The sequence below is a fragment of the Bacillus pacificus genome (assembly GCF_020861345.1).
Lineage (GTDB): Bacteria > Bacillota > Bacilli > Bacillales > Bacillaceae_G > Bacillus_A > Bacillus_A pacificus.
Genome location: NZ_CP086328.1, coordinates 1,789,282 through 1,806,834, shown reverse-complemented (window position 1 = coordinate 1,806,834; position 17,553 = coordinate 1,789,282). Strand labels below are relative to the sequence as shown.

The 17,553-nt window shown below is 35.0% G+C and carries 14 protein-coding genes and 2 pseudogenes; 5 read left to right on the top strand and 11 right to left on the bottom strand.

The genetic code is table 11. The annotated features are described in order from the left end of the window. Positions 1-66: 66 nt before the first annotated feature. The gene (locus LMD38_RS09395) at positions 67-816 is read left to right on the top strand and encodes a (S)-benzoin forming benzil reductase (RefSeq protein WP_016718192.1); all 750 of its coding nucleotides are present in this window, start codon (positions 67-69) and stop codon (positions 814-816) included. 35 nt (positions 817-851) lie between these two features. Here the strand turns inward: LMD38_RS09395 and LMD38_RS09390 are convergent, their stop codons facing one another. The 6 genes from LMD38_RS09390 to LMD38_RS09365 form a co-directional block, all read right to left on the bottom strand. After that, complete coding sequence (locus LMD38_RS09390; RefSeq protein ID WP_000615396.1) at positions 852-1,685, bottom strand: GNAT family N-acetyltransferase; 834 nt, start codon at positions 1,683-1,685, stop codon at positions 852-854. 67 nt (positions 1,686-1,752) lie between these two features. Continuing rightward, positions 1,753-3,261, bottom strand: a complete 1,509-nt coding sequence (gene argH, locus LMD38_RS09385; RefSeq protein ID WP_016718194.1) for an argininosuccinate lyase — start codon at positions 3,259-3,261, stop codon at positions 1,753-1,755. Positions 3,262-3,361: 100 nt separating this feature from the next. Then, positions 3,362-4,471 (bottom strand): serine hydrolase, encoded by a 1,110-nt coding sequence (locus LMD38_RS09380; protein WP_000751370.1) that lies wholly within the window; start codon positions 4,469-4,471, stop codon positions 3,362-3,364. 117 nt (positions 4,472-4,588) lie between these two features. Then, positions 4,589-5,521 carry a nucleoside hydrolase gene (locus LMD38_RS09375; RefSeq protein ID WP_228920264.1) on the bottom strand — a complete coding sequence of 311 codons (933 nt, stop codon included), beginning with the start codon at positions 5,519-5,521 and terminating at the stop codon, positions 4,589-4,591. Between the two features lie 122 nt (positions 5,522-5,643). Continuing rightward, positions 5,644-7,077, bottom strand: coding sequence for a sodium/pantothenate symporter (gene panF, locus LMD38_RS09370; protein ID WP_016718196.1), 1,434 nt, complete (start codon positions 7,075-7,077; stop codon positions 5,644-5,646). A 3-nt stretch (positions 7,078-7,080) separates the two neighbouring features. Beyond that, positions 7,081-7,359, bottom strand: coding sequence for a YhdT family protein (locus LMD38_RS09365; RefSeq protein WP_000800722.1), 279 nt, complete (start codon positions 7,357-7,359; stop codon positions 7,081-7,083). Positions 7,360-7,632: 273 nt separating this feature from the next. On the opposite strand from LMD38_RS09365, the pseudogene dhaS (LMD38_RS09360) reads away from it, so the two are divergent. Both dhaS (LMD38_RS09360) and LMD38_RS09355 read left to right on the top strand, forming a co-directional pair. Then, a pseudogene (dhaS, locus tag LMD38_RS09360) lies at positions 7,633-8,403 on the top strand (aldehyde dehydrogenase DhaS); the annotation flags it as partial. Between the two features lie 322 nt (positions 8,404-8,725). Continuing rightward, positions 8,726-8,932, top strand: coding sequence for a hypothetical protein (locus LMD38_RS09355; RefSeq protein WP_228920263.1), 207 nt, complete (start codon positions 8,726-8,728; stop codon positions 8,930-8,932). A 47-nt stretch (positions 8,933-8,979) separates the two neighbouring features. On the opposite strand, the gene LMD38_RS09350 is transcribed toward LMD38_RS09355, so the two are convergent. Genes LMD38_RS09350 through LMD38_RS09335 form a run of 4 tightly spaced genes read right to left on the bottom strand, consistent with a single transcriptional unit; the run spans position 8,980 to position 15,441 of the window. Further along, entirely contained in the window at positions 8,980-9,669 is a 690-nt protein-coding gene (locus LMD38_RS09350; protein WP_228920259.1) for a hypothetical protein, read from the bottom strand. After that, positions 9,662-11,347 carry a tyrosine-type recombinase/integrase gene (locus LMD38_RS09345; RefSeq protein WP_228920258.1) on the bottom strand — a complete coding sequence of 562 codons (1,686 nt, stop codon included), beginning with the start codon at positions 11,345-11,347 and terminating at the stop codon, positions 9,662-9,664. Before LMD38_RS09345 ends, LMD38_RS09350 begins: the two co-directional genes overlap by 8 nt. Before the next feature lie 23 nt (positions 11,348-11,370). After that, positions 11,371-14,121: a hypothetical protein gene (locus tag LMD38_RS09340; protein ID WP_228920257.1), complete on the bottom strand. Its 2,751-nt coding sequence runs from the start codon at positions 14,119-14,121 to the stop codon at positions 11,371-11,373. Between the two features lie 21 nt (positions 14,122-14,142). Beyond that, positions 14,143-15,441 (bottom strand): site-specific integrase, encoded by a 1,299-nt coding sequence (locus LMD38_RS09335; protein WP_078386900.1) that lies wholly within the window; start codon positions 15,439-15,441, stop codon positions 14,143-14,145. A gap of 257 nt (positions 15,442-15,698) precedes the next feature. Between LMD38_RS09335 and dhaS (LMD38_RS09330) the strand changes: the two are divergent. Beyond that, positions 15,699-16,412: pseudogene (gene dhaS, locus LMD38_RS09330) on the top strand (aldehyde dehydrogenase DhaS); the annotation flags it as partial. Positions 16,413-16,462: 50 nt separating this feature from the next. Here the strand turns inward: dhaS (LMD38_RS09330) and fabG are convergent. Continuing rightward, complete coding sequence (gene fabG / locus LMD38_RS09325) at positions 16,463-17,203, bottom strand: 3-oxoacyl-ACP reductase FabG (RefSeq protein WP_062821452.1); 741 nt, start codon at positions 17,201-17,203, stop codon at positions 16,463-16,465. Positions 17,204-17,336: 133 nt separating this feature from the next. On the opposite strand from fabG, the gene LMD38_RS09320 reads away from it, so the two are divergent. After that, complete coding sequence (locus LMD38_RS09320; protein ID WP_001035808.1) at positions 17,337-17,486, top strand: YfhD family protein; 150 nt, start codon at positions 17,337-17,339, stop codon at positions 17,484-17,486. The last annotated feature ends 67 nt before the right edge of the window (positions 17,487-17,553 follow it).

The window sequence follows — 17,553 nt, the reverse complement described above, 5'->3', positions numbered from 1 at the left end:
TAGACAAACTATACAATGTACGTTGTCCAACAAAATTCCGCACATATGAGAGGAGTTTATAAAACTATGCGCTACGTTATCATAACAGGAACTTCACAAGGTTTAGGTGAGGCTATTGCCACACAATTGTTAGAAAAAAATACAACTGTCATCTCTATTTCTAGAAGAGAAAATAAAGAGCTTACGAAACTCGCAGAACAATATAATAGCAATTGTGTTTTCCACTCCTTAGATCTTCAAGATGTACATAATTTAGAAACGAACTTTAACAAAATCATTTCATCTATTCAAGAAGACAGTGTATCTTCTATTCATTTAATTAATAATGCGGGTACGGTTGCCCCTATGAAACCAATTGAAAAAGCAGAAAGTGAACTGCTCATTACGAACGTTCACATTAATTTACTTGCGCCAATGATCCTCACCTCCACTTTCATGAAACATACGAAAGAATGGAAAGTAGATAAACGTGTTATAAACATTTCATCTGGTGCAGGAAAAAATCCTTACTTCGGATGGGGCGCTTATTGTACAACGAAAGCTGGCGTAAATATGTTTACACAGTGCGTAGCAACCGAAGAAGCAGAAAAAGAATATCCAGTAAAAATCGTCGCTTTTGCACCTGGTGTTGTTGATACAAATATGCAAGCACAAATTCGGGAAACAAATAAAGAAGACTTCACAAACTTAGACCGCTTCATTACATTAAAAGAAGAAGGAAAGCTATTATCACCCGAATATGTTGCGAAAGCTATTCGGAATTTATTAGAAACCGAAGACTTCCCTCAAGGCGAGGTTATTAGAATTGACGAATAACAAAAAGGCGTGCTATTTTAGCACGCCTTTTTGTTCTACTTCTCTAAAAATATGAGCACAGACTCCGCAATTTGCTCATAACCGATTTCTTGATAAATTTTATTCGATGTCGGATTCGCTAGATCAGTATATAACGTAGTCGTCTTGTACCCTTCATCTAACATACGTTGACTAAGTGCCGCTACACAATTAGATGCGTATCCCTTTTTCCTTGCTTCTTTAGGTGTATATACGAAATTAACTGTTATATTATTTTTAGTTGGACGTGTTTTTGCTGCTACAGAAACAAGTTTCCCGTCTACTTCTAGACCAAATAAACGATGATTAGTAATTAATGTATGTGCCGTTTGTTTTGCTTCTTCTTTCGTAGTAGGAAGATTCACATCTTCACAAAATTGATATATCCACTCTTCTATTAATGTTAGTTCATCACTACTTACTTCTCGAAAAAACCCATCCTCGCTCGGTTTCTTCTTCACTTCTTTCAACTCATATACCCCTTGCTCCATTACAACATTCGTTTTCTTATTTTCTAACACCGCAATCTCTTCTGCTAAGTGCTGTACAACTTTCTTATCACCAATTAATCCAGGAATATCCGGATATATTTTCGTTAACTCTTTTGCAAGCTCCTTGATAGCTACTCCCGAAATTTCAGAAGTTGCAACAATAATTTGTTTCTTCTCTTCTGTTTGAAGAAATACAACTGCAATTTCTTCTCCTTGTTTCGCTATCCCCATAAATATCGGTTGGTGGACCATTTGTAATACGCCTAATATGAGATTATTTTCCTGTTCATTCTTTTCTAGAAATGGTGTAACCTCTTCTTTAAAATTAACAATCTCTTCATATACATGCAATTGAATCATCGACAATCTCTTCTCTCTATTTATAGTTTTATTAAGGTATTGGCGCTTAATTCACTAAATTCCTCTTTTACGATTCAATAATATTTGAAGCTAGCGTATTCAAATCATTTTCAGCTTGTAAAATTCTCTGTTTTTCCTTTTCAAATACCTCTTCTTCTTGTCGAAATGACTCTTTTCGATTGTTAATCATGCGCTCCATTTCTTTTTTACTCGGCCCACCGTATACATTTCTTTTTTGTATAAAAGCTTCTGGCGATATAATTTCTTTCCACTCTTTTTCTAATAAAGTTATATTAAATTTTTCTTGTAAGTACATATTCACATCTTTCAAATGTAATTCATGAAGCTCCTTTTTCTGCTCCAATAACATATTTGCAATAGCACTCGCTGCATGATGCGCATGCCGAAATGGAATGTCATAGTTTTTTGTTAAAGCATCTGCGAAATCAGTTATCGTAATTGCATGTTTATAGGAACGATTTTTCAACGTTTCTTCCTCTACTTTCATCGTTCGAATAACTGCATTCATAATAGAAAAAACACGAATAGCCTTTTCAATCCCTTTATATAAATACGGCTGCAAGTCATCCTCTGTATCCACAATATCACCAAATGGTGTATTATGAATCATTTGAAATACTGTAAATGCTTCTCCTAAAGCACTACTCGTAATTGCACGGGCGTGTTCAATAGAAACTGGATTTCGCTTTTGCGGCATAATACTACTAATTTGCACATATGGCTTCGCCACAGTAATACCATCATATTCTTTCGTCGCTAATAGTAAGAAGTCATGGATCCATCTGCTCGTATTCGTCATCATTACCATAAGTAAAGAGCTAACTTCTAATAAATAATCCGCTCCAGCAACAGCATCATATGAGTTCTCAATTACATTTGTAAACCCAAGTAAATCGGCAACTCGCTCTCGTTTAATTTGGAAACTTGTTGTAGAAAGCGCAGCGGCTCCCATTGGCGACTGATTTAAAAGTTTGTACGTTTTTTTCATGCGTTCTAAATCTCTCTGCATCGTATCATAAATCGCTAACGTATAATGACCAAATGTCGTTGGCTGTGCTGGTTGTGTATGTGTATAAGCTGGCATAATCGTTTCCTTATGATCAGAAGCAAGTTGCAGCATACTTTCCTGCAATAACAAATGATGTTCCATTAATCGTAATACATACCGTCTTAAACTCATGCGATACATCGTTACACCCATATCATTTCTACTTCTACCAATATGCATATTACTTACAAAATCGCTTTTTGCTTCTTGAGAAATTAAATGTTCCACTAAAAAAAAGAGATCTTCATGCTGCTCTGTATAGAGCAATTGCTCTTCTGGCATTCCCTCGACCTTTTTTAATGCGTGTAATATAACTTTACCTTCTTCCTTTTTCATTAAATTTTCTTCCATCAGCATTGTAATATGCGCTTTATGCACTTGAAACATATCTTTCAATAAGTAATTTCGTTGAAAATTAAATACATGTTGTAATACACAATTCACATATGTTTTCCCAGGGAAATCAGCGCCTTCACTCTTTATAAACTCTTCTTTATTTTGTTTCATCACCTTTTCCCCTTTCACCTAAGTATTACTACCCATCATACCCAGATATAGCAAAAAAGTGCTTGTATATAAAAATAAACTCGGCGCCTCTGCACCGAGTTTACTTAATAAAAGTCGCATCATACTTATCACTTTGCAACACTTGGAAATGTAAGTTTGCTAAATGTTTCCGTATTTCTGCACTGTCGTCCTCATTTAAATTATTTGCTAAGAACACTATTTCTGTACAGTTCCCGCGTTTATCCATTGCATAAACTGCCTTTGTAACTGTCCATGGTGTATAACCATTTTTTTGGCCTGCATGTCTAAATGTTTTACGATATTTCTTAGCGCTCATATCTGTTTCAACGATATTCGCCCATACTTTTTCTTCAGCTTCTGTTAGGCCACCTTTATGATTTGCCTTTTGAAGCAGTACCATATAATCGTTTGCAGAAGCAGCTGGCAATCGATCTGACCAAATTTTATCGTAACGTTCCTCTAAATAAAGAGGAATTTCCTTCTGTAATAATGGCCCCTTCTTTTTTAAGCGTTCATGAATAATCATTGCATATTCACGATATTGCTCTTGAGACATTTCTTTTAACTTCTTCTCTATTTTATATTTCGGAACATGTAATTCTTTATGCAAATATCCTGGAATGTATAAAGATGAAACGATTGGAAATAGCGGCTGATGTGCTGGAAGCGATAAACTTTGTAAATTCCGATTAATATTATCTAATCCTAACACTTCCATTAAATATTCAGCATTCGCATTCGAACTAAACTTAACCATTCCTTTTGCCACTTCTTCTAAAGAAACCGCTCCTTCAGTTATCTTGCCTGTCTTCTCCAAATATCTTTGCCATCTATCTTGTGCACCACCATCTGTATTCGGTACATAATACCGATTCACGTCATTAATGGAAACAAAACTAGACGAATCAATTTTCCCTTCCGTAACTTGTTTCGTATATTCAAGCGCCACAATTAATTTCATTGTACTAGCAACTGGCAATACAACGTTAGGATTGACAGAATAAACAACTTTATCATTTCTCTTTACTAGAAGCGCACTATTTTTTTCATCTTTATGTTCTTCAATAAAGGATGCAATATACTGTGCATCATCATTATTTGAACTCCACACTTTTTTCACTAAAAAGTTACCCGATATTAGCAAAACGAAAATACCCACAATCACTGCGCATACTATAGTTTTTTTCAAATAAAATTCCTCTCCTATTGTGTAACTCTTCTCTATCTATCTCTTACAAACAAAATAATGGAGATGATTATTTTAGTAATCATCTCCATTATTTTAACTTGTATTCTCCCATTATGTCTACGTCATAATTTTAACGAAATCTTCGAGGAATTTTTTATAATGTAACGACCAACCAATTCGCACCCAATTCTTTAATGCTTTTGAGTCAGGTTGAGGCCGGAAATCAGCAATACTCTCTCCTTTTGCAATTCCAACTGTATCTACATCGACTCGGCGATATACATAATCCAAAAGGGACGGATTTGCCGCTACCATCATTGTAACGACATCATGTACTGGACTACCTGTTATTTTCGGGTTTAACTTTTTATATGCTTTATAATAATACGTAAATATCGGCTCGATCAACTTATTGAAACTCGTTTTAGAGTGTTTTGTAATATATTTTACCATTTCCGGCGTAATAATAGCTTCAGATGTAACGTTAAGTGGCACTAATGTCACATTCTTAGCATTTTGCATAACTAATTGTGACGCAATGGGATCACCATGAAAATTCGCCTCTGCGACTGGTGTCACATTTCCAGGCATTAAAAAAGCACCACCCATTATATAATATTCTTTCACAAACTTCATCATCGGCTTTTCTAAAATAAACGCTGTCGCTAGTGTCGTTGACCTACCTGCATCAACTATAATTAATTCTCCTTTATACTTTTCAAGAATATCAAAAAAAGAACAAAAAGGTTTTATATTTGGTGAAAAAGTTTTTGGAGGTTTAATTGGTCCTAAACCGTCTGCCCCATGAATTTCTGGATAATACGTTGTAACATCTCCGGATAAAGGGATTTTTACACCATTAATAACAGGTATATCCTCTCGCCCTGCCATTTGCAATAAATATGCTGCATTACTCGTTGCCTTTTCCTGCGTTACATTTCCATATCCCGTTACAACACCAACAATATCAATATCAGGATGCATAATTCCATACATGATGGCTAAAGAGTCATCAATTCCCGGGTCTCCCAAAAATAACACTTTTTTCATCGACCTCAACTCCATCCCCTCAATTGTTATTAATTTATGAATAGTCATTGATATACAGAATAAAAAAGAACAAATTCATACGAAAAAACGCAGTCCTATAAGGACTACGTTTTTCATATAACCTATGCTGTTTTTTTCACAGCACTCATACTTCCAATGATGTAAGCGATAAACGCTAAGCAAATCGGGAAGACAACCGTATGTATACCGAACGGATTTGGGTAGAAAAGATGGATACACATATATGACCCTACTCCAACTACAATAGACGCAAGCGCTCCTGTTGCATTCCCTTTTCTCCAATATAACCCTAATACGATCGGCCAAATGAATGCTGCTTCTAATCCACCGAAAGAAAATAAATTTAACCATATTAAAAAATCTGGTGGTTTAATTGCTGCTGCATAAACGAGCAGCCCTACGATAGCAGTAATCCATAAACTTCCTTTTCTAATCGTACTATCTGCTGCATCTTTATTTATGTAATTCACGTATATATCTTTAATGATTGATGAACTTACAAGTAGCAATAACGAGTTTACTGTAGACATAATGGCTGCCATTGGTGCAGCTAAGAAAACCCCAGCTAGCCACGGTGGCAACACTTCCATCGCGAGTAGCGGCATTACTTTATCTGGTACTGTTATACCTGGAAGTACGACTCGTGCGAACACACCCGTTAAATGCATACCAATCATAATGGTACCCACAACAATCGTCCCAATTATTAACGCTTGATGCATCGCTTTTGAATTTTTATAAGACATGGCACGCACACTAATTTGCGGTAAACCAACAACGCCAATTCCAATTAAAATCCAAAATGATGTCACATATGATTTCGTTAAGCTTCCATCCGCTCCGAATGGTGTAATTAAATTCGGATTGATTTGAACAAGTTCCTGCATAATCTTTTCAATTCCACCACCGGCAACGACAGTAGCGATTAAAATGATTGTCGTCCCAACTAACATAATGATACCTAATAACGTATCTGATAAAGCAACTGCACGAAATCCACCAATTAATACGTACACAAGTACAGAAAAAGTAAATAAAAATAGTGCTGTTGTATAAGAAAGACCCGTTAGCGACTCAATTAATCGGCCACCGCCGACCCACTGAGCTACTGTTGCTGAAAATAAAAAGATAATAATACATAACGCAGAAAGTATGACAACTGCTTTATTATTATATCTTCCCTTTAAATAATCGATAAGAGTAATAGCTTCCATCTTCCTAGCAATAATGGCAAACTTTTTACCGATAACTGTTAAAACGATATACCCTGTTACAACTTGAATCGCAGATAACAATACCCATCCAAGCCCCATATTGTATGCTATACCAGGGCCACCAATAAAGCTACTAGCACTACCGTACGTAGCAATCATTGTCATTGCTAATAATAAACCACCGAGCTCACGCCCACCTAAAAAATATTCTTGCAAAAACTTATTATGGGCAGTCGCTTGTACACGTCTTGAAGCATATACACCAATTAAAAATACAACGATAAACGAAATTATCATTGGAATGATTACATACCAATTCATCTATTATTCCTCACTTTTTTCTTCCTCATCGAGTGAAATATCTTGAAATACAAAACGAACAACTAAACTAAGTAAAATAACCATAACGATAAAACCAACGATACAGCTATAAAAAAACCATGCTGGAAAACCAAATACATATGTATATTCACTTGGATTTTTACTACCAAGCCCATAAGCAAATCCGTACCATATTATAAAATTGATAATAGCAAGTCCAAGACCAATTAACGCTTCTCTATGGGCGATTCGAAAGCGTGGATCATCATGATAATTCTTCATTTTTCTCCCTCCTCTCACGATGTATTATTGTACCATTGTTCTTCTAGTTTTTCCTACTAGAAAGCAAAAACAAGCAGGATTTTTTATAATCATATAGAAGACTTTCTTACATTACATATTTTTTACAATTGTAACACAAATGAAATTTGAATTTTCAGTATTTGTTAATTATGATTTTAATTAGAGGCTTTCCATCTAGTTTCCACATCCTTGATTTCGGAATAAACGCCGTCTCGTACTGCGTTTACATTATATTTTCAAGGGGGTTATACAATGAGTCAACTAGCTGTAAATCTTCATGAAAAGGTAGAAAAGTTTCTTCAAGGTACAAAAAAGTTATATGTGAATGGATCCTTTATTGAAAGCGCTTCCGGTAAAACATTTAACACACCTAACCCAGCAACTGGCGAAACACTTGCCGTCGTTTCTGAAGCTGGTCGCGAAGATATTCATAAAGCTGTCGTTGCAGCTCGCATGGCTTTTGACGAAGGTCCTTGGTCTCGCATGAGCCCTGCTGAGCGAAGCCGGCTTATGTACAAGTTAGCTGATTTAATGGAAGAACATAAAGAAGAGCTTGCACAGCTTGAAACGCTAGATAACGGAAAGCCAATCCGTGAAACAATGGCAGCAGACATACCACTTGCAATTGAGCATATGCGCTATTATGCTGGCTGGGCGACGAAAATCGTTGGTCAAACAATCCCTGTTTCCGGTGATTACTTTAACTATACACGCCATGAAGCTGTTGGTGTCGTTGGTCAAATTATCCCTTGGAACTTCCCGCTTCTTATGGCAATGTGGAAAATGGGAGCAGCGCTTGCTACAGGATGTACAATCGTTTTAAAACCTGCAGAACAAACTCCACTATCTGCCTTATACTTAGCTGAATTAATTGAAGAAGCTGGATTCCCGAAAGGTGTTATTAATATCGTTCCTGGATTCGGTGAATCAGCTGGACAAGCTCTTGTTAATCATCCACTCGTTGATAAAATTGCATTTACTGGTTCTACTCCAGTCGGTAAGCAAATTATGCGCCAAGCATCTACGCGCTTATAGGTACGTTTTTTCTTGGTCACTTTTATTTTCCCCTTGTGCCTCATAGGTTATTTATATTTCGCCCAACACCTATTGGTCGAAATGATTCGCTAACTCCTTCTAAAACCTCTATTTTCAACTCACTTTTAAGCACAAATACACATATAATATGTACTGGGTTGGTAGCCCTGCATTTCGTTAGGATAACCCGCATATGATATTATGGGTGCATCCAGCATTTTGTTAGGAAACTCTTTACTGGTAACGCATATACTGTTACTGGGTGGAGTCCTGCATAACACTGAGACATTTTTTACTAGGAGGGACTTTTATGTTTGAAGAAAAAGAAAATGAAGAACAAAACGAGATAGAAGAACTGAAAACATTTACGATTGCAGACTATGTAAAAATGAGACGCGAACAACGAAAACAAGATCAAGCAGAGTTCGAAGCAAAACTAAAAGTCCTCCAAGAAAAAACAGATAGACTCAAACGAGAATTAGGATACAAAGATCGAAATCAAAAAACCTCCGAATGAAACGATTCGAAGGCTTTTTTTCTTTTTATGTTCTTTGCGTGATAACTCTATTTTCGAAACTTACTTGCAAACGAAGACTTTACTGGCTTCTTGTCGATTGAAAGAACCTTCGGCCCTTCTTGTACCTCTTTCTTCTCTTTAAACGTCCCTAAGAAAGCCGTAGGGTCCTTAAACGCTGTTTTCATGGCATAGTCCACCTTTTGGTTTACTTCTTCGTTAGCGTGTCCCGTGAGCGTTCTATACAGTCTATATACCACACCTTGTAGCTTGTCCTTACTTTCTTTTTCTTTTTTCAGATTGTCTTTCAGCTCATTGTGACTTTCTTGCAGTTTAGACAAATCTTTCTGTAATTTCTTCTCTCTGTCTAATGACTCATGAAATTGCTTTTCCATGAAGAGTAAATGCTTTAACAGATCGTCTTTATCTTTATATCTTTTATTCACCAGGTCTACTACGTTTGGCACTTTTACTTCTTTCCCGTTCGAAACAGTTACCGTTTCGCTGAATACTTCATTCGCTTGATCTACTTCGATTCGACCAAGACGACCTTCTTTTCTCCAAAAGGAATCAGAGGTAGAAGCTGATATGACTCCTTGTTCATGAAGTTCATTCGCATAACGGTGAATCTCTGAATAACTGATATTCCCCATAGCCTGTACATTCTCTCTAAACATCAAGATTACTTTTCGCACTTCTTCCTCGGTTAATTTCGGTTTACGACCAACTGTTTTAGTCATGCAACATTCCTCCTCCGTCCATTTCTTCTAACTTAGAACCTAGTAATGCCATCTTGAAAATGTCACTCTGTATAGCGTTTGATTTTGTTTTTATCTTCGTTAACATTTCTGGATTTCTTCTTGATAATTCGTCTTGTAAAAATTGTTTATTTAGGTTTTGAAGTGCTGCTGTCATTTCATTTACGTTGTTTTTCATTTCAAGTATTTCAGTTTGAATTATTGTTTTCTTTTTCGAATACTCTTCTGGCGAAATTCCCCAATGAGAGCAGAAATAACAACGTTTGGATTCGCATTTTTGTTCTTCGTCTTTACAAAACCCTATGTTCATTTTTTGTTTATATGTTCCTTCGTTTTCATATACCTTCAATTTTACTTCGTCAGGAATAGTTCCTACTGATTCAATTGAAATACTAGTATTTTTCACTTTTTTCATTAGCTTAAATACTTCAGAATCTACCCAGTATTCTTTGTGGCTACTATAATGCAATTGTGTTTGAATCGTTTTATGTCCTCCTAGTCTTGCAATTTCCACAGGACTATACCCTTGCATCATCAATGACATAAAAGCCAAATGCCGTGTATCATTCGGTCGAAGCTGGTATTCTTGTTCTACTTTAAAATCATATACTCGTTCTATCGCTCTATAAAATATTTCAATCAATGTTTGTAGATTCGTTCGATTAAATTGATTTGAATTTTTTTGCATATACGCATGATTATCGTTTTTCACACTCATAATTGAACGAATTGAAATTAAAGTATCTGTTTTTCCATATTGATTCGTTAAATCAATATAACGATTAATCAATTGATACATTTCTTCGTCTATTAATATTTTGTCCATAACTTGCACTCTTTTCGAATTCTGTTTCGTTCTTGGCAATTGTATATAATACTTGTCTTTATTTTTATCTACAATCAAACAATTTCGTTCTATCAAACAAAATTCTGAAGCACGCATTGGGATAATTGTTGTTAATCTCCACCATATCACGACTGGATATATCATGATTAATTCCTTATCAAAGTTTTCTTGATTTACAAAGCGTTCCATCAATGTTTCAAAATGTTTTTCTAAGTAATAAGAAAATGTTAATACATTCTTTGAAGAAGGTAATTTTCTTATACTGGTTTGATGTTGAGGCATTTTATCTCTGAGTTCTATAAGGACAGGAAGATAGTCATCACCTATTTCTAGATCAGCATAATCAAAGAAATTACACAGTGCATTAATCATTGCTCGTCTATAATTATGGCTGTATTCCCCATATTCAATATAATCTACCAAAGTTTTTATTTCAGTTGTTTGAAATCCTTTCGTCACTTCGAATCCTTTGGTGAGATGAATAAGACACTGAATTGCTATTTCCTTATACTGATCGAGAAGGTTGACAATCCAACACTTTACAATCGTTTTAAAATTTTTCGGCAATTTATGATTAAATTGAGACGAATCAAACTTACTAAATTTATAAACGTTGGCAAGTTCACCATATAAAGGTCTATTAACTTTCCAATAATCTTCTTCAAATTCACCTTGAAACCAACGATTTTCTGCTACGAGTTTTTGTACAATTTCTTTAGCATCAATAACGCTTTGTTTTATGTCAAATCCTTCGTCAGAAAAAACGTCTATATCGAGTTCTAATTCTTTTATTGTGCTATCTATCACGGACATATTAACTCCCCCTGTAATCTGTATTAAGATAAATATTTTGGATTGTATGTTAGATACTCATCAAAATCTTCACCTGTTTTTGTTTGTACTTCTCCAATTAGATCGACTAATTCGTTATATTCTTCTTTTCCTCTTTCGAAGAAATGAAACACTTCTTCTTCCCCAAACTTCTGCATAGCACGATGTAAATGATCCAAATCTTTGTATAACACGTTCATAAGACGCGTTTTTTCACCATCAAAGGTCTTTGGGTCGAATTCCTTAACGAACTCAAAAATGGACGTTTTAAAACCTTCTACGAGAGAAGAAACTGCATAAAAGTTTGGAATTGAAAACGGACAATCTTTGCATGACTCTAAATGTGGCTTTTGACAGTTTGGAGAAACAAGACATTGGTAATTTTCTTCATTGCTCGTAAGAGCATTGACTTCCAAATCGAACATTAAATCTGTGACCTCATCCAATCCCATGTTGAAAATTTGATCGGCTACTTTTTTTCTTTCGGCTAAAACTCTATTCATAAAACCAGACGTTGCTTCGAGTTTACGAATTCCACCAAACGTTGTATTTAGAGCCACTATTTCTTGTGTTCGTTGTTCTCTGTCTTTCGTATCACCAAGTAAAATATCAGCCATTAGATCGGGAATGTAGCCAAAATTTTTGCGGTTAAACAAGCTTTCACTTAGTGCATCGAGTTCATGTTGTGGAATCATAAGATAAATATTAGTAGTTTCAAAATCCTCGTGTGCTCTCAGTCTTTGGGCTAATTCTAAAGCTGCACTACCTTTCCCTTTCTTCACAAGAACCATATATATCAACACTAATACTGTACGATTCATTTTTCTGCTTTGAAATTGAAAATCATCTATTTCAAAATTTTCGAAGAAAGCATTATGAGCTTTTTGACCAAAATAACTATCATCTTGTGTGCCAAAATCTATGATTCTTGTTTCATTAGAATTTGAGCTAACCACAAGGCTTGTCCGCTTTTTAGTAATGATTGAACAAATAATAATTGCGGTTGCAAATGAAACAACTAAATCATCTGGACAATTGAAACGATTGGTTGCTCCAGTTTTGTTTACTGTCAAATCTTTTCGTTTAATTTGATTGATAACTGCATTCGCTTCTTCCTTTGTTAAATCTCTTGATTTTAATGTTTCTAGAGAATTAATTCCAACTGATTCGAAATCAACTGCTGGTATTTCCATTACGTCTCCATGTCGCCATCCATTACCTAAATGCGTCAACACATAAAGCCAAGCAGAAGCGTAATAAGATATTTCTTTTTTATTTTTACCCACTATAATTTTTTTTGCATCAGCAATAGCTTTGTGCTTATGTTTTTCTTTTTTGACATACTTGTATACTTTTATGTACTCGTCATACTCATATACTTCTTTGTCTTTTTCCTCAACTTCGTACTCATGAGGATTAACAATCCTATCCATGTCAAATGTTTTTTTCTTTTCTCTTTTTTGGGTTAAATATACAGTTAACTTTGCATGAAATTCTTTTAAGAAACTGTATAAAAGCATTTGTTTTTTTACGCCTATTGAAGGATTGAATAAATTAAGATTAATTTCATTAGAAGTTAAGGCGTATAATTCTTTTTCTTTTGTTAAAGCCGATATAGCTTCTGTACAATCAATAGAATCTTTTATTAATTGTTTCATGTTTTTTTTACTTCTTTCAGACAGCATCATCTTTTCTTTACAATATGCAAACCATTCTTGAGCAGTGTATTGGCTATTCTCAGAAAATGAAATGCCTTTTAATGTTAATATTTTCTCAAATCCTTTTATTGGATTTTCTTCTGAAAATATTCTATTCATTTTATCTTTCATATCAATTTTATTTTTGTATTCTTGTACTTCTTCTCGCAAAAATACAAACTTCGCAGTGGTTTTAAATGCATATCGCATAATAGCATTTGTCAAAATTGGTGAAAAAGTAACTTTAGGGTCTCTAACAAATACACCGCAAATGTCGTTGATTTCACTTGAAAGACAATACTTTTCTTTACATTCTTTCATCTTTTCAGCAATACTTTCAACATCTTTCTTCGAGTAATAAATTTTCATAGCATTCAATTTAATTGGTTCTATTTTTTCTTCTTTAACGATAGACAGAACTCCCCATTTTTCCAAACCAAGAATATCGCGGATCTCTTTTAATGTGTAATAATCGTTTTGAATTGTATTAAATATCTCGAAATATTTAATGTCCTCTATACGATAAAACCACAAATACTTACTAAAACATATTCTCTTGATGTTGAACTGTCGTTCTACCAAACCAAATTGTTTATAATTTGTGTTATGTTTTTCCTTTATTTCTTCATTGCTTATATGCGTTTCTAAAAAGTGCAATAATTGTGCTTTGTTTACATATAAAAAGGTTTTTTTATAGCCTTTATTAAAGCCTTTTTCGTAGTATTTATACTTAATGTTTTCGGAATCACAAAGGGCAATGATTCCTGTTATTTTTTGTTGTAATTTTTTTGTTGTAAAAGTATCTTCTTTAAAGCCCAATTTGCGTATAACTTCTTTTTCGGTTAGATAATACTTTTCTAGTTTTTCTATTTTTGCGGACAAAACATCTAATTCTTTTACATTAAAAAAGGTTGACGACTTACCATTAACCCCTGAGCCTTCTTTTGAAGTAAGATGTCCCATTTCCACCCAAACTTTAAGTCCCTTATAAGTTGTTGAAATCTTTCTATATTTCTCACTTGTAATGACGTCTGATTTTGTAATCCATTCTTGTTCCACTAGTACTCCCGCCTTATATCTTTATAATCGTTTCTTCCATTTCTTCACATGGTCATAATCAATAACCCCTAATTTTTCTGTTGGGTAATCTTTGAAGTCGTTTACAGCCTGTTGTATTTGTTGTGTTGTAAGTGTTTGGTCAATGTATTCCATAGCCGAATTTAAGTTTCGGTCTCCACGAGCAATCGCTAGTTGCGTAGGAGTAAATCCCATATCAATTAGCATGTTCGTAAAGACTCCTCGACAAATATGCGTGGACCAAAACGTTCCCGACAAAAGTTCATAATCTTTATGTCCCATTAATGATTCAAGGAATGCCTTTTTCACTTTACGGAAACGTCTGTCATACACTTTCCCTGACATTGGTTCTCCGTCTTCATTTAGGAATAAAGCACTATGATTCTTACATTTCCCACTCTTAATCATGTAATCTAGTCTTTTTTTATGTTTTTGATACACTTCCCAAACGAGATCATTATCTAAAATTGTTTGCCGACACATATCTGTTTGTAAATAATTTAATCGTTTAGGGTTTTCCGCTTTTGTATCCTTTAGACGAGAAAAGAATTTTCTGCGATTATCTCTTATTTGGACTTCCATTCCGTCTCCTTCACTTACAATCAAATCTCCTCTCGAAACATTAACAACTTCACCACGTCTCAATCCCCCATAAAACTGAAAACACAACCCTAAAGCAATGTCTCCTGCAATATCCATAGCTGTTCGAATGAAATGAACTGTTAATTGATTTCGATCTTCCCCAAAATCCTTTAGTTTGGCGAGTTTTCTTTTACTTGTATTTCGCGAAGGAAATCTTGTCCCTAAACTTGGTTCTCTAAACACTGAACGATAAATTGTATCTCCACTAGAATTCTTTTTCCCCTCTAAAGGAAAATCTTCATCTATCCAATTCATTTTTTTCAAAAACACATACAGTTTAGAAAGGTATTTTTCATACTGTTCTACTGTTGTTTTTTGCAATCCCTCTAAAGAACAATGTGTTAAATATTGACTACCATGTCTACGTTCTAATCCATTGATTCCCTTATCTTTCAACTCTACAAATTCTTCATGTCCTTCTTCAATCTTTTGTAAACAAAAATTCAAAAAACGACACACTACTCGTGAAGGCCCATCGGAACTGTTTAATGATTTCCCATAAAACTCATACTGCCTTTTTATGAACTCTGATATGGGATGTGGATATACAATGCCTGTACTTTCCTCCAACACGCCTATCGTAATCACTTTTATATTTCTCATTTTCCCTCTAATCATTTCGTTTACAGTAGTTTCTTTACTTACAAATTTATAATCCATTGTTCCATTCACTTCCCCTTGTTCATAAAAGATTTTCTCCCTATGTACACTCTTTTATTTTTGTGTAACATACTTACTTTTACTATCTTCATTCCTCTGAAATAGTACCTAATTATATAGTAATTTATTCCTTCTATTTTGTCCAATAAAAGGAATAAAGGGCTATTTTAAAAATACCCCTTTATTCCTTTTATATCAATACTTCTTTTATCCTTTTTTATGTTTAAATTATATTATGACCTATATCGGGGATATATGAAACATTAAAGCGCGTTACACTTGAGTTAGGCGGTAAATCACCAAATATCATCCTGCCAGATGCTGATTTATCTCGCGCGATTCCTGGTGCACTTTCTGGTGTTATGTTTAACCAAGGACAAGTATGCTCTGCTGGATCACGTTTATTTGTTCCGAAGAAAATGTATGATAATGTCATGGCTGACCTTGTTCTTTACTCTAAAAAATTAAATCAAGGTGCTGGCTTAAGTCCAGAAACTACAATCGGTCCTCTCGTTTCTGAAGAACAACAAAAACGTGTAATGGGCTACATTGAAAAAGGAATTGAAGAAGGTGCTGAAGTACTATGCGGAGGAAGTAATCCATTCGATCAAGGATACTTCGTTTCCCCTACTGTATTCGCTGACGTTAATGATGAGATGACGATTGCAAAAGAAGAAATTTTCGGTCCAGTTATTTCTGCAATACCATTTAACGATATTGATGAAGTAATTGAACGTGCAAATAAATCACAATTCGGCTTAGCAGCTGGTGTGTGGACAGAAAATGTTAAAACAGCACACTACGTTGCAAGTAAAGTACGTGCTGGTACAGTATGGGTAAACTGTTATAACGTCTTTGATGCAGCATCTCCATTTGGAGGATTTAAACAATCCGGTCTTGGTCGTGAAATGGGATCTTATGCATTAAATAACTATACAGAAGTGAAGAGCGTTTGGCTTAACTTAAATTAAGGAGAAAGAACCTGACCTATCCGGTCAGGTTCTTTTCATTATGTATTCCTTTAAACTTGCAATCCTCCGCTCACATTTAATACTTCTCCTGTAATATAGGATGCGTATTCTGATGCTAAAAAGGCTGCTGCGTTCGCAATATCTTCTGGTGTTCCAATTCTACCAACTGGAATCGCACCAACCATCTTTTCTTTCACTTTATCTGGTATCGTTTTTGTCATATCTGTATCCATAAACCCTGGACAAATCGCATTACACGTAATACCGAAACTTCCAACTTCTTTCGCTGCCGTTTTCGTTAAACCTACAACGCCTGCCTTCGTAGCCGCATAATTTGCTTGACCTATGTTTCCTTCCCTACTAATTGAAGATATATTAATAATGCGTCCATACCCTTGTTGTCTCATGTAAAGAAGCGCTGGTTGCATACAATAAAAAACACCGGTTAAGTTCACTTGTAACACTTGTTCCCAAGCAGACTTCTCCATTTTATGTAACATTGCATCTCTTGTAATCCCAGCGTTATTCACCAAAATATGTAATGTACCGAATTTTTGAACCGCATATTCAATTAACGACTTCGCTTCATTTTGATTACTCACATCACATCGATATGAGCACACTTCATATCCTTCGTCCGATAACTCACGTGTCGTTTTTTGTAGCTTCTCTTCATTTACATCGCTAATTAATACTTTCGCCCCTAGTTTTGCATACACCCTTGCAATCTCTCTTCCAATTCCCTGTGCAGCTCCTATTACAACAGCTGTTTTCCCATTTAAAAACTCCATTCCTATCCCCCATTTCTATTACTTATACTGTATATTTCGGCTTTTTACTTTCCAATTCCTCTTTGTATAAAAAAGTCTATTTGTGTCAAACTAACTTTGCAACGTCGCATAGAGTGCAAGGAGATTGTGTCGAATGAACAAAAAAAATTTCAAACAAAACAAAGCTACTGATGGCATTGATGTAGAGTTCTCTCGTGAACTTGCTGACCACAATGACTTAGAAGCAAATGCACGTGCAAATGCCGCTGATGCACGTCAAAAACGCCAGTCAACTGAAAAATAAGGAAAACACAACCTTATTCTTTTCAACAGGGACCTACTACCCAACAAAATAAACCGAGAGGTATCTC

Bases quoted from the DNA above. Each gene is read 5' to 3' on its own strand.
- LMD38_RS09395 (WP_016718192.1), top strand. From the start codon at position 67: ATGCGCTACGTTATCATAACAGGAACTTCACAAGGTTTAGGTGAGGCT.
- LMD38_RS09390 (WP_000615396.1), bottom strand. From the start codon at position 1,685: ATGATTCAATTGCATGTATATGAAGAGATTGTTAATTTTAAAGAAGAG.
- argH (WP_016718194.1), bottom strand. From the start codon at position 3,261: ATGAAACAAAATAAAGAAGAGTTTATAAAGAGTGAAGGCGCTGATTTC.
- LMD38_RS09375 (WP_228920264.1), bottom strand. From the start codon at position 5,521: ATGAAAAAAGTGTTATTTTTGGGAGACCCGGGAATTGATGACTCTTTA.
- panF (WP_016718196.1), bottom strand. From the start codon at position 7,077: ATGAATTGGTATGTAATCATTCCAATGATAATTTCGTTTATCGTTGTA.
- LMD38_RS09365 (WP_000800722.1), bottom strand. From the start codon at position 7,359: ATGAAGAATTATCATGATGATCCACGCTTTCGAATCGCCCATAGAGAA.
- LMD38_RS09355 (WP_228920263.1), top strand. From the start codon at position 8,726: ATGTTTGAAGAAAAAGAAAATGAAGAACAAAACGAGATAGAAGAACTG.
- LMD38_RS09350 (WP_228920259.1), bottom strand. From the start codon at position 9,669: ATGACTAAAACAGTTGGTCGTAAACCGAAATTAACCGAGGAAGAAGTG.
- LMD38_RS09345 (WP_228920258.1), bottom strand. From the start codon at position 11,347: ATGTCCGTGATAGATAGCACAATAAAAGAATTAGAACTCGATATAGAC.
- LMD38_RS09335 (WP_078386900.1), bottom strand. From the start codon at position 15,441: ATGGATTATAAATTTGTAAGTAAAGAAACTACTGTAAACGAAATGATT.
- fabG (WP_062821452.1), bottom strand. From the start codon at position 17,203: ATGGAGTTTTTAAATGGGAAAACAGCTGTTGTAATAGGAGCTGCACAG.
- LMD38_RS09320 (WP_001035808.1), top strand. From the start codon at position 17,337: ATGAACAAAAAAAATTTCAAACAAAACAAAGCTACTGATGGCATTGAT.